10 protein-coding genes are annotated in these 12144 nt (G+C 69.0%); 4 read left to right on the forward strand and 6 right to left on the reverse strand.

Annotated features, from left to right (window positions below; all coding sequences use genetic code 11):
- Positions 1–37 precede the first annotated feature (37 nt).
- From GTZ93_RS26250 to GTZ93_RS26265, 4 genes are all read right to left on the reverse strand, one after another.
- A complete protein-coding gene (locus GTZ93_RS26250; RefSeq protein WP_139915269.1) occupies positions 38–883 on the reverse strand; it encodes an alpha/beta fold hydrolase in 846 nt (281 codons plus the stop codon).
- Positions 880–1488 carry a TetR/AcrR family transcriptional regulator gene (locus GTZ93_RS26255; RefSeq protein WP_161663061.1) on the reverse strand — a complete coding sequence of 203 codons (609 nt, stop codon included), beginning with the start codon at positions 1486–1488 and terminating at the stop codon, positions 880–882. Before GTZ93_RS26255 ends, GTZ93_RS26250 begins: the two co-directional genes overlap by 4 nt.
- A 68-nt stretch (positions 1489–1556) precedes the next feature.
- On the reverse strand, positions 1557–1940 hold the full coding sequence (locus tag GTZ93_RS26260) for a hypothetical protein (RefSeq protein ID WP_139915271.1): 384 nt from the start codon (positions 1938–1940) through the stop codon (positions 1557–1559).
- A gap of 59 nt (positions 1941–1999) precedes the next feature.
- Positions 2000–2419 (reverse strand): MarR family winged helix-turn-helix transcriptional regulator, encoded by a 420-nt coding sequence (locus GTZ93_RS26265; RefSeq protein ID WP_139915272.1) that lies wholly within the window; start codon positions 2417–2419, stop codon positions 2000–2002.
- Between the two features lie 149 nt (positions 2420–2568).
- On the opposite strand from GTZ93_RS26265, the gene GTZ93_RS26270 reads away from it, so the two are divergent.
- Together GTZ93_RS26270 and GTZ93_RS26275 are read left to right on the forward strand one after the other, a co-directional pair.
- Positions 2569–4563: a S8 family serine peptidase gene (locus tag GTZ93_RS26270; RefSeq protein WP_139915273.1), complete on the forward strand. Its 1995-nt coding sequence runs from the start codon at positions 2569–2571 to the stop codon at positions 4561–4563.
- A 128-nt stretch (positions 4564–4691) separates the two neighbouring features.
- Positions 4692–5108, forward strand: a complete 417-nt coding sequence (locus GTZ93_RS26275; protein WP_120575235.1) for an EamA family transporter — start codon at positions 4692–4694, stop codon at positions 5106–5108.
- A gap of 9 nt (positions 5109–5117) precedes the next feature.
- Here GTZ93_RS26275 and GTZ93_RS26280 read toward each other — a convergent pair whose 3' ends face one another.
- Positions 5118–6551 carry an HTTM domain-containing protein gene (locus GTZ93_RS26280; protein WP_139915274.1) on the reverse strand — a complete coding sequence of 478 codons (1434 nt, stop codon included), beginning with the start codon at positions 6549–6551 and terminating at the stop codon, positions 5118–5120.
- Positions 6544–7770: an imelysin family protein gene (locus GTZ93_RS26285; protein WP_139915275.1), complete on the reverse strand. Its 1227-nt coding sequence runs from the start codon at positions 7768–7770 to the stop codon at positions 6544–6546. The genes GTZ93_RS26280 and GTZ93_RS26285 overlap by 8 nt, the downstream gene beginning before the upstream one ends.
- 224 nt (positions 7771–7994) lie before the next feature.
- Between GTZ93_RS26285 and GTZ93_RS26290 the strand changes: the two genes are divergently transcribed.
- Positions 7995–9521, forward strand: coding sequence for an NHL repeat-containing protein (locus GTZ93_RS26290; protein WP_139915276.1), 1527 nt, complete (start codon positions 7995–7997; stop codon positions 9519–9521).
- A gap of 121 nt (positions 9522–9642) precedes the next feature.
- Positions 9643–12045 carry a TonB-dependent receptor family protein gene (locus GTZ93_RS26295; protein WP_139915277.1) on the forward strand — a complete coding sequence of 801 codons (2403 nt, stop codon included), beginning with the start codon at positions 9643–9645 and terminating at the stop codon, positions 12043–12045.
- Positions 12046–12144 lie beyond the last annotated feature (99 nt).

Here is a 12144-nt window from a genome sequence, read left to right on the forward strand (position 1 = left end):
GGGGTGACTCCTGGGGAGCAGCAGCGAACGTCGAGAATCAAACGGGCGCTGGCGACAAGGAGTCAATGGAGCGGGGCTGACCCACACGGGCCAGTTGCTCCATGAGCGCGGCACCCACCGCGTCAGGCGCTTCGAGTTGCGGGAAGTGGCCCACGTCCTCCAGCTCCAGCACCCGTGCCCGGGGCAGCGCCTGCTTCCACCGCGACAGGTGCTCGGGCTTCACGAGCTTGTCCGCCTTGCCCCAGACGACCAGCGCCGGAATGTCCGCGAGCCGGCCCAGGCCCGGCCCCTGTTCGTCCATCCACGAGCCTTCATGGGAGATGGAGCGCGCGAAGCCCCAGGTGCCCATCCGGGACGCCCTGTCCGGGAACTGTGACAGGAAGGACTGCTGCAACTCCCGCGTCAGCTTCGTGCGGCGCCCCCAGGACATCTTCACCAGCGTCCGCGCGGAGAAGTTCCAGGACAGGTAGAGCCACCGCATCAGCGCGTTGTCCACGTTGGGGCCCTTCAGGTCCCACAACCAGCTCTGCACCACGGTGAGGCTCAGCACCCGCTCCGGCGCAGCGATGGCGAGCGGCAGCGCGATGGGCCCCCCGAAGTCATGCACTACCAGGTGGAACGGCCCCAGGGACATCTGGTCGAACCACGCGCGCAGGTTCTCCACATGCCAGGGCAGTGAATACGTGCGCCAGTCCCCGGGCCTTTCGCTGTCACCGAAACCCAGGTGCTCAGGCGCGAGCACGCGGTACGACGGCGAGAGACGCCGGGCCACGTCCCTCCACTCACGCGAGGACGACGGCGTCCCGTGCACCAACACCACCGGCGTGCCCTGCCCTTCCTCATGCCACGCCATCTCACCGCCTGGGACCTTCAGCCGCTTCATGAGCTGTCTGCCTTTCGCTTGCGTGAGGGAGTCGCGGGCCACCTTCGGGCCGCGGCACGAATCACCTCGGCGGCGGGGTAGCCGCCTTCGTGCTGCAAGTACTGTTGGGAAATGCCTTCCACCATGGCGAAGAGCACCCGCGCTTCAATGCCAGACTCGGGCACCCCGCGCGCCGCCAATGCCTGCGACAGCCGCTGGTGCGTGGCACCCAGGAAGTGCTCCAGCGGCAGCTTCAGCCGCGCCAGCACCTCCGGCTGGTGGCGCAGGCCATGGCTCAGCCGCCAGAGGTCCCGGTGCGCGTCCATCATCTCCACGGCGGACGTGAGCAGGACCGTGACGAAACCCCTCGCGGAGGGTTCGCGGTCCGCGGCCTCCAACGTGTGCGCGACGTCCAGCATCGACGACTGCATCAGCGCCGCGAGCACCGCCTCCTTCGACTCGAAGTGCGAATAGAGCAGCCCCACGGCGATGTCCGCCTCCTGCGCGAGCGCGCGGACACTGCTCCCATCGAAGCCGTGACGGGAGAAGAGCCGCACCGCGGCCTGGAGCACGCGCTCCCGCGTCTTCTCCCGGAGGACTGCATTGGCGTCAGCCGTACGAGGCATGCCCCGCATCATTGAGTGAACGTTCGCTCAATGTAAAGGCCTTCAGGCAGGCACGCCGCCCCGCCCACCTACAGCAGGGGTCGCAGGTCCGGCTCGACGAACCGGTCCCGAGCCTCGGCGCCGAAGAGGACCTCTCGGGAGTAGTAGTCCTCGAGGAGGTCCTTGCGCTGGAATCGTGGGTTGTCATTGACGAACGCCGTGAAGTCGCGCCCTGGCCCCGCCGCCGCCCGCGCACTGACGAGCCGGACCCACGCGACCGTCATGGTCTCGTGGTACTTCTCCGGAACTCCAAGCCGCCCCGTCAGCGCCCTCAGGCCCGCGCGGGTGAGCTCGACGGCCGCATCACGCCCCGCCCTGAGCGTGTAGAGGTAGACCACTCGCACATGGTCGAGATGGGCGAACCCGCTCAGCTCCCCCCGTGAGAATCCTTCGAGAAACACATCGTCATCCATGGCCATGCCTCCTCCATCTACTACGAAAGCGTACTACGATTTCGTAGCAGATGAAAGATTCAGGAGAGGCCAGAGAGCCGCTTCATCAGCGCGGTGTGTCCCCGGACAGCGTCACGGCCTGCTTCCACGAGCTTCGCGTCGACCTTCGTGAAGGCCTCCTCCGCCGCCTCGCGCTGAACAGCTCCTGAGTCGGTGATCGCGACCAGCAGGGAGCGTCCATCCTCGGGGTTGCGGGAGCGCCGCACGTAGCCGTGCTTCTCCAACCGCGACACCAGGCTGGTCGCCGTGGACGCGCCGATGTGCAGCGCGGACATGACACCGGTCATCGTCATGGCGCCAGACGCCAGCACGGACAACAGGACCGCTTCACCGGCGCTGAGACCGGTGGCTTCCAGCTCGGCCTCCAACAGCCTGGCCGCCTTGTGCCCACCCACCAGGAGCCCCGCGGTCAATCCCACCATCGACTTCGATGCAGCCACCGTTCATCCACCTCCGTCCGGCTGCCAGTGTGTCAGCTTGTGCTCCCATGCGGGGCACCACGGGATTGACCGCTTATTCACGAAAATATAATTTCACTGCTTGTGCGAGGGCTTCCGTCCCGGTGCCCGCACGTTCCCTGAGAGGCCGAATGAAACTGAAACTGACCCAGGCGGTGAGCGCCATCTCCCTTCTGGCCGCGGCGTGCGGCCCGATGCCGGAGGGCCCGGAGTCCGACAGCGAGCAGATCGGTCAGACGGCGCAGATGATCCGCCGCGAGCGGGCCATCCCCAACGAGTACATCGTGGTCCTGCGCGACTCGACGCAGGAGGTCCGGCAGCAGGGAGCGGCGAACATCGCCCGGGAGATGGTGTCCCTCACCAGCGGCCGGCTGCTGCGGACCTATGAGCACTCCATCCACGGCTTCCTGGCGAACATGAGCGAGGCCGAGGCCCGCCGCCTTCTGTCCGACCCGCGCGTGGCGTACGTGCAGGAGAACGGCCTCATCCACGTGTCCGCGACGCAGACCGGCGCGACCTGGGGCATCGACCGCATCGACCAGCGGGACCTGCCGCGCAACAGCTCCTACACGTACAACGTCGACGGCACCGGCGTGCACGCGTACGTCATCGACACCGGCATCCGGCAGACCCACACCGAGTTCACCGGCCGCATCGGCAACGGCTACGACTTCATCGACAACGACAGCGACCCCTCCGACTGCCATGGCCACGGCACGCACGTGTCGGGCACGGTGGGCGGCACGACCTGGGGCGTGGCGAAGAAGGTCACCCTCCACGGCGTGCGCGTGCTGGACTGCACGGGCTACGGCAACGACGCGCAGGTCATTGGCGGTATCGACTGGGTGGCGGCCAACCACGTCAAGCCGGCGGTCGCCAACATGAGCCTGGGCGATGTCGGCATCCAGGCCATCGATGACGCGACGGAGCGGTTGATCGCCGCGGGCGTCACCACGGTGGTCGCCGCCGGCAACGACAGCGACAACGCCTGCAACTACTCGCCGGCCCGTACGCCCAACGCCATCACCGTGGGCTCCACCACCAGCACGGACGCCCGCTCGTCGTTCTCCAACTACGGGACGTGCGTGGACATCTTCGCGCCGGGCTCGAGCATCACCTCGGCGTCGAACTCCGGCAACTCGTCCAGCACCTCCATGAGCGGCACGTCCATGGCGTCGCCGCACGTGGCCGGCGCCGCGGCGCTCTACCTGAGCGCCAACCCCACCGCGACGCCCGCGCAGGTGCGCGACGCGCTGGTGAACAACTCCACGCCGAACAAGGTCACCAGCCCGGGGACCGGCTCGCCCAACAAGCTGCTGTACACGCTCTTCATCACCGGCGGCGGCGGCAGCGACACCACCCCGCCCACCACGTCCATCACCTCGCCCGCGGGCGGCGCCACGCTGAGCGGCACCGCGAGCCTGAGCGCCAGCGCCACCGACAACGTGGGCGTGTCTCGCGTGGAGTTCTTCGCGGGCACCACGCTGCTGGGCACGGCGACGGCCTCGCCGTACAGCTTCTCGTGGAACACGGCGACGGTGGCCAACGGCACCTACGCGCTGACCACGAAGGCGTATGACGCGGCGAACAACGTGGGCACGTCCGCCACGGTGTCCGTGACGGTGAACAACGGCACGGGCAGCTGCTCCATCACCGAGCAACTCCTCGCCAACGCGGGCTTCGAGAGCGGCAACACGGGCTGGACCACGTCCTCCGGCGTCATCGACGGCACCACGTCCGGCAGCGCGCCGCGCACGGGCACGTACAAGGCCTACATGAACGGCTACGGCAGCACGCGTACCGAGTTCGCCTACCAGGACGTCACCATCCCCGCCACGGCGTGCAGCGCCACGTTCACCTTCTGGGCGCGCATCACCACGGCGGAGACGACGACCACCACGGCCTACGACAAGCTGGCCGTCCAGGTCCGCAACAGCGCGGGCACGGTGCTGGCGACGCTGGCCACGTACAGCAACCTGGACAAGGGCACGGCCTACGTTCAGCGGACGTTCAGCCTGGACGCGTACAAGGGCCAGACCGTCCGCATCTACTTCAACGGCACGGAGGACTCGTCGCTGCAGACGAGCTTCTTCATCGACGACACGGCGCTGACCGTCGTCCGGTAGTCCGCCGGCGGAAAGTCGATGTCCAGAGGCCCAGCAACCCCACCGGGTTGCTGGGCTTCTCTTTTCGGTGTCAGGTGCCGGCGGACGTTCGGTGTCAGGGCCATGCGACCGCCCTGGGAGTCACGCACATGACGTGGTGGATCTACGCTCTGGCTTCCGCGGGTTTCGCCGCGCTGACCGCCATTCTTGGGAAGGTGGGTGTGGAGGGCGTTCCTTCCACGCTCGCCACCGCCCTGCGCACCGTGGTGGTGCTCGTCTTCGCCTGGACCATCGCGCTGGCCCGGGGAGAAGGCGCCGCCCTTCCCACCCTCAGCCGCCGCACGCTCCTCTTCCTCGCGCTCTCCGGCGTGGCCACGGGCCTGTCGTGGCTGGCCTACTTCCGGGCGCTCCAGCTCGCTCCCGCCTCGCGCGTGGCTCCCATCGACAAGCTCAGCTTGGCCCTCACGCTCGTCCTGGCGTGGGGCCTGCTGGGCGAGCCCATGTCGTGGAAGCTCGTCGTGGGCGTGGGACTGATGGTCTGCGGCGCGCTGTTGACGCTGGGCTGACGGCCAGCCTCAGGCACCGGGGGCGCTTCGCCGCGAGGGGCGCAGGTGCACCGGGGGGCCTTCCGGCGCGGGGAGGATCCACGCCTTGGGTCCCAGGCTGTCCTCCTCCTTCGCCAGGTCCACGTGCGGATCCACCAGCGGCTCCGACATCCGGCCGTTCAGGGACACCCGCACGTCGGCCCGGACCTCCATGGGGTGGTGCGTGTTCGCCTCGAAGTCCCGGGCAATCCTGTGGGCCAGCTGCAGGATGAGGTCCGGCTGCACCGCCATCTCCCGTTCCTGCAACCGCGTGAGGTACTGGCTGGGCGGAACGTGCCACTCCCGGCCGGTGACGCTGTCACGCACCAGGAACGTCGCGCTGCCGTTCTTCTCCCGCGTCATCACCCGCCACGAGAAGCGCATCCCCTGCTCGTGCCAGAGCACGTTGCCGCCATACGCGTGCGTGCGCAGCGGCAGGGCCACCTGGAGGACCGCGTAGGTCAACGCCGCTCCCAGCGCCAGGCGGCCCTTCCAACCCGGCACCACCAGGGTCGCGCCTTCGCCCACCCCGGAAGGACGCACGGCCAAAGGAAGTCGCCGCACCCGGGCCGCGAGCACGCGCGGCCACGACGGGTCGAAGAACACCAGCGCCGCCGTCACCATGATGAAGGGGAACATCCCGATGGGGAACAGCACGAACGTCACCGCGTGGAAGCCCAGCACCACGACGTACGCGAACGGCCGCGTGCGGCGCCACATGAGGAACAGCACGATGGTGGTGTCGAACAGCATCCCGCCCCAGGCCGCCGCGTACGCCATCCAGCGCTGCTCCAGGAGCGGCCCCACCCACGGCAGCCCCGTGCGGGCGGCCAGCCAGATGTTGAGCGGCTGCGCGTGCACCAGCCAGTCCGGGGTGACCTTCGCCAGCCCCGCGAACACGTAGACGACGGACACCTGGAAGCGCAGCAGCACCGTGCACCAGGCCGGCAGCCAGTCCCGCCGCAGCACCGGCTTGCGCCACGCGTCCACGGAGAAGGCCCGGTGCGCGGGCACGAAGCACATCAGCCCCAGCAGCAGGCTCACCAGGTAGTAGTGGTTGAGGTAGTTCGTCACGTCGAGCAGCTGCACGTAGGCGAACACCCCGAACAGCAGCACCACCGTCACCCGGTAGAACAACCCCACCATCAACAGCGCGCCCAGCACGCCCATCACCATGAAGAGCGCGGGCATCCAGTCACCCGGGAGGACCGGCACCCAGCCGAACCCCCAGTAGGTGAAGCGGAAGCGGGGCTGCGCGAACAACACGCCCACCCAGCCGTAGGCCAGGAAGCGCACGGCCGATACGGTGATGAGCAGCCCCAGCGCCACCCGGAACGCCGCCAGCGCGGCGATGTCCCGGGGCGCCAGCAGCCACGCCCACACCCGTGCCAGCGGCCTGATCCCGCCGCCAGCCACGTCAGTCATTGTCTCCCTCGAGGCCCGCGGGCGGCTCCAGGTCCAGCGTGGTGATGAAGTCCGTCTTGAGCGTGTCCGTGATGCCCTTGAAGTCGTTGTAGACGGTCATCACCGACGGCTTGTCCTGCACCAGCGCCTGCGCCAGGTCCGCCTCCTCCACCGCGACCAGCGCCGCGTCGGCCTCCACCACCTCCTGACGCATCCGCGTGGCCACGGCTTCCGCGCCCACCGCCGCCAGCACGTCGTCGAAGCCCGTGCCCGTGAAGTCCGGGCCGCAGCCGTCCATGAGGCGGCGGAAGCCCACCAGGTTCTGACGCAGGTTCTGCTTCGAGCGGCCCGCGAACTGCGACTCCAGCAGCTCCGGGCAGATGGACGACGAGCAGTCGCGCAGCGCCAACGGCCGTGCCAGCTTCTGGTCCTTGCCCTCGCGCTCCACGTAGAAGAGCGCGTCGCTCATCGCGTTGAGCGCCACCTGCGTCGAGGGGAACACCGCGTTGCCGGAGCCCGCCGTCGCCAGCGTCTTCAGGAAGTTGCCGCCCTCCGGCGCCCACGCGGTCACCAGCGCCTGCGCGTGCTTGTGCACGTCCGCCGCCACCACCGCCGCGTAGGCCCGCTTGCGCGCCGCCCGCTCGTCCGCGGACAGCGCCGCCCACGTCCCCTGCGCCACGATGACGGAGTTGGGCCCACACGCCGTCTCCGCGCCCTCGTAGAAGAGCAGGTACTCCAGCGCCAGGAACCCGCGCCGCGTCACCAGGCTGGAGGAGAAGCTGGCCGACTCGTAGCCCTTGGACACGAGCTGCTCCTCGATGGAGCACCGGTTGTAGAGCGGGAACGAGTGGATGTTGTCGCGGATCTCCGCGCCGCCCGGGCTGCTGCGCGGCGCCGCGGGCCCCACCTGCATGGGCTCCATCACCTGCCAGACGTCCATCGCCTCGTGGAACGCCGTGCGCGCCGCCGTCCGCGCCGCCGCGTCCGGCGCATCCCTCAGCGCCGCCGTCGCGGTCTGGAGCGCCGTGGCCTTGGGCAGGAACTCCCGCGCCGTCCCCAGGATGCACTCGCCCGCGGCGCTCAACAGCTGCGCGCGCACGTCCGTGCCGCCGTCCCCGGGGCCAGGCTCCACCGGCTTGGGCTTGTTGTCGCTGCACGCCACGCACAGCACCGCGGTGAATGCCAGGGCCCTCACTCCCAGCCGGGAGGGCGCATCAGGACGGGCTTTGAAGACAGTCATGGGATCCGCGAGTATCAAACCAAAGTTGCGAATGACAATTATTATCAAAACCGGGATGTCGTCTTGACTTCGAAGGACTCGCAGTCTACTCACCGCCCCGAAACGCGTATGAAAATGAGAATCGTTCTCAGAGTCGCCACCACAGATGAGACGCTTCTCATTTACGGCCGGCCAAAATGAGAATCCCTCTCATATTTCACTCATCCCCTACCCGAGGGTCGAAAATGACTAATCAGAGGAAGCACCGGAGCATCACGAAGCTGCTGCCCAGCATGCTGGTTCTGGGCCTGACCGCGACCTACCTGGGTGGGTGCGGTGATGACGAAGAGCCCACCCCGACGCCGGACGCGGGCACCAACACCGACGCGGGCACCAACACCGACGCGGGCACCAACACCGACGCCGGTACCAACACGGACGCGGGCACGGACGCCGGCACGGTCACGCCGGACACGGACCTGGCGTTCGTGCGGCTGAACACCAACGGCTCGGTGGACACCAGCTATGCCTCGAACGGCATCTCGCGCGTGAGCCTGGGCACGGGCGCCGGCACGGTGCGCGACGCCATGTGGAGCGTCAGCCGCGACGCGCAGGACCGGCTGGTGGTGTTCGCCACCAAGAAGGCGGAAGGCACGCGCACGGACACCGACCGCGTGGTCGCCCGCATCACCACCAACGGCGCGCTGGACGAGACCTTCAACGCGACCCCGGCCGCGAACGCGAAGAAGGGCTTCTACGCGCTGGACATCGGCGGTCTGGGTGACTCCGCCCGCCACGGTCTGGTGCAGGCGGACGGGAAGATCATGTCCGCCGGCTACCTGTCGCAGCCCTCGGGCGTGGGCGCGCAGTCCGCCAATCGCATTGTGATGCTGCGCCTGAACGACACGGGCACGGTCGACAACACCTTCGGCTCCAAGGGCGTGCTGAACTCGGCGCCGTTCGCCACGAACGACCCGACCAAGGAGTGGGGCATCTCCGAGGCCTACGCCGCGGTGCAGCTGTCCACGGGCGACTACATCACCACCGGCTACGGCCGCGCGGCGGGCGTGTCGGGCAACACGGTGGACCTCATCTCGTTCCGCTACACCGCGACGGGCGCGCTGGACACCACGTTCGGCGTGAACGGCGCGTTCATCCTGGACCTGGCCGGCGACAACGACCGCGGCCGTGACGCGGTGGCCCTGAAGGACGACCGCGTGTTCATGGTGGGCAGCGCGACCCGGGGCCCCAGCCAGATCGATGCCCTGGCGGTGGTGCTGACGGCGAACGGCCAGCCGGCGACAGTGGACGGCTTCACCGAGGGCTACAAGCTCTACTCCTTCGACCGTCCGGACGAGGCCTTCTTCGACGTGGAGAAGAAGGACGTGGGGAACGAGGAGTACGTGGCCGCCGCGGGCTACCGCGCCGGTGGCGGCGAGGACGACGACGCCATCCTGCTCATCCGCAACATGACGACGGGCACGGAGTTCGTGGGCGCGGTGCCCTTCTCCGAGACGGAGAACGACCGCTTCTGGGGCGTGACGTTCGGCCCGGACAACAAGGTGTACGCGGCGGGCTTCGTCACCGAGGGCGGTGACAACCGCTTCGCCGTCGCGCGCTTCAACCTGGACGGCACGCGCGACACCACCTTCGGCACGGGTGGCATCGTCACGGTGAACATCATCGCCGGCAAGCTGGACGAGGCCGCTCGCGCCATCGCCGTGCAGGCCGACGGCAAGATCGTCATCGCGGGCGCCGCCGAGGCGCAGTAGTAGGCGTTCACGCAGTCGCGGTCGGCGGCGGTCTTCCGGGCCGGCGGGGATGTTCCACTCCCCCGCTGGCATGGTCGACCGCCGCACCTCTTCGCACGTTCCTCCGGGAGTCTTCGTCCTCATGGGTGCACCGACCTGGGCAGTCGCCGTCGTTTCCTTCGTTGTCTCCTCGTCGGCCCTGGCCCAGACGCCGCCGCCCCCACCAGAGTCTCCGCGGGCTCCGGCCGAGGCTCCGCTGGCACCTCCGCCGGCCGCGTCCGAGCCCCCTGCCCCGCCGCCCACCGAAGAGCCCGCTCCGGCCACCGCCGCTGAGCCGTCCGTCTCCGCCCCCGTCACCGAGCCCGCGCCGTCAGAGCCCGTGCAGCCGGAGCCCGCGGTAGCGGGAGCCGTTCCGGCCGATGCTCCACTCGACGGGGCGCCGCCCGTGGACAATCGCCGCTTCGAGAGCGTCGTGGTGGGCACGTCCGAGGCGAAGACGAGCGGCTCCATCCACATCCTCACTCCGGAGAAGCTCCAGCGCTACGAGCTGGACGACCCCCAGGCCATCCTCCAGTCCGTACCGGGCGTGTACGGCCGTGGCGAGGACGGCTTCGGCCTGCGGCCCAACCTGGGCCTGCGCGGCGTCAACCCGGACCGCAGCAAGAAGGTCACCCTGCTGGAGGACGGCATCCTCTTCGGGCCGGCGCCGTACTCCGCGCCCGCCGCGTACTACTTCCCGCTGATGACCCGCATGCAGTCGGTGCGCGTGCTCAAGGGCCCGTCCTCCGTGCAGCAGGGCCCGCAGACGGTGGGCGGCTCCGTGGACCTCATCACGCGGGACATCCCCGCGCAGGAGTCATTCGGCCTGGACGTCGCGGGCGGCCAGTACCTCTATGGCAAGGCGCACGGCTTCTTCGGCGCCAGCACCGAGCGCGCGGGCTTCCTCATCGAAGGCATCCACCTGCGCAGCAGCGGATTCAAGGACCTGGACAACAGCGACGCCACCACCGGCTTCCACCGCAACGAGTGGATGGCCAAGGCGCGCTACCGGCTGGTGCCGGACGGCGACCTGCGCCAGACGCTCCAGCTCAAGCTGGGCTACTCCGACGAAGGCTCCAACGAGACGTACCTGGGCCTGTCGGACGCGGACTTCGCGGCGAACCCGCTGCGCCGCTACAAGGCCAGCCAGTTCGACCACATGCGGTGGCACCGCACCCAGGCGGTGCTCAGCCACGTGCTGGAGGGGCGCGACATCACGGTGACGACGTCGCTGTACCGCCAGGACCTGGACCGCAGCTGGCGCAAGGTGAACGGCTTCCGCGGCATCAGCATCTCCGACGTGCTCGCGGACCCCACCAGCGCGCGCAACGCCATCTACTACAGCGTGCTCACCGGCGAGCAGGACTCGTCCACGCCGGGAGAGACCATCCTCATCGGGCCCAACTACCGCGTCTTCGTGAACCAGGGCCTCCAGAGCGTCGCCCGCTGGTCGGCGCGGACGGGCGCGCTGTCGCACAACGTCGAGTTCGGCGTGCGCTACCACTTCGACAGCATCGACCGGCGCCACACGCAGGACGGCTTCCGCATGGTGTCCGGCGAGCTGGTCGCCGAGGGCGGCACCACGGAGGTCACCGCCGACAACAAGGACTCCACGCACGCGCTCGCGCTGCACGCGACGGACGCCATCGCCTGGGGGCCCCTGGTGGTGACGCCGGGCGTGCGGCTGGAGGTCATCCGCTCCAAGTCCGTGGACAAGCTGGAGAGCACGACCCAGAACGGGTCGCTGGAGGCGCTGATGCCGGGCGTGGGCGTGTACGGCGCGCTCAACCCCGCGCTGGGCCTGTTCGCCGGCGCCTACCGGGGCTTCTCCCCGCCCGCGCCGGGCCAGCCCCAGGCCGTGGGCCCGGAGAAGAGCATCAATTACGAGGCCGGCGCGCGCTGGTCGCGGCGCAGTGAGCGCTTCGAGGTGGTGGGCTTCTTCAACGACTACTCCAACCTCACCGACGTCTGCACCTTCTCCAACGGCTGCTTCAACGACAACCTGGACCGCCAGGTGGACGCGGGCGAGGCGAACATCTACGGCCTGGAGGCCTACGCGGAGAAGACCTTCCGTCCGGGCGGCGGCATCACCTTCCCGCTGACGGTGGCGTACACGTTCACGCGCACGAAGCTGCTCAACGACTTCCGTTCGGCGGATCCGCAGTTCGGCAACGTGGTGGCGGGAGACGAGCTGCCGTACGTGCCCAACCACCAGCTCTTCGCCTCCATGGGCGTGGAGGGCGCGCGCTGGGGCGCCTTCATCAGCTCCACCTTCCTGAGCAGCATGCGCGAGCAGGCGGGCCAGGGCGAAATCCCCGAGGGCCTGAAGACGGGAGCCCTGTTGACGTTCGACGTGAACGCCAACTGGAACATCACCCGCTGGGGGCAGCTCTACGTGAGCGGCCGCAACCTCCTGGACGAGGCGGTCATCGTCGGCCGTCGTCCGTACGGCGCGCGCCCCAACGCGCCCCGCATGCTCATTGGCGGCTTCAAGGTTCAGCTCTAACGCGGGTGGCGGCACGACGACGTGGAGGGGCCCACCGGCGTGTATCATTCCCACAGGACAGCCATCCTCATGCCCCGGCCTGGGCGGGTTGATAGGAAC

The sequence above is a fragment of the Corallococcus exiguus genome, from assembly GCF_009909105.1.
GTDB classification, from domain to species: Bacteria; Myxococcota; Myxococcia; order Myxococcales; family Myxococcaceae; genus Corallococcus; species Corallococcus exiguus.

Bases quoted from the DNA above. Each gene is read 5' to 3' on its own strand.
- GTZ93_RS26250 (WP_139915269.1), bottom strand. From the start codon at position 883: ATGAAGCGGCTGAAGGTCCCAGGCGGTGAGATGGCGTGGCATGAGGAA.
- GTZ93_RS26255 (WP_161663061.1), bottom strand. From the start codon at position 1,488: ATGCCTCGTACGGCTGACGCCAATGCAGTCCTCCGGGAGAAGACGCGG.
- GTZ93_RS26260 (WP_139915271.1), bottom strand. From the start codon at position 1,940: ATGGATGACGATGTGTTTCTCGAAGGATTCTCACGGGGGGAGCTGAGC.
- GTZ93_RS26270 (WP_139915273.1), top strand. From the start codon at position 2,569: ATGAAACTGAAACTGACCCAGGCGGTGAGCGCCATCTCCCTTCTGGCC.
- GTZ93_RS26275 (WP_120575235.1), top strand. From the start codon at position 4,692: ATGACGTGGTGGATCTACGCTCTGGCTTCCGCGGGTTTCGCCGCGCTG.
- GTZ93_RS26280 (WP_139915274.1), bottom strand. From the start codon at position 6,551: ATGACTGACGTGGCTGGCGGCGGGATCAGGCCGCTGGCACGGGTGTGG.
- GTZ93_RS26285 (WP_139915275.1), bottom strand. From the start codon at position 7,770: ATGACTGTCTTCAAAGCCCGTCCTGATGCGCCCTCCCGGCTGGGAGTG.
- GTZ93_RS26290 (WP_139915276.1), top strand. From the start codon at position 7,995: ATGACTAATCAGAGGAAGCACCGGAGCATCACGAAGCTGCTGCCCAGC.
- GTZ93_RS26295 (WP_139915277.1), top strand. From the start codon at position 9,643: ATGGGTGCACCGACCTGGGCAGTCGCCGTCGTTTCCTTCGTTGTCTCC.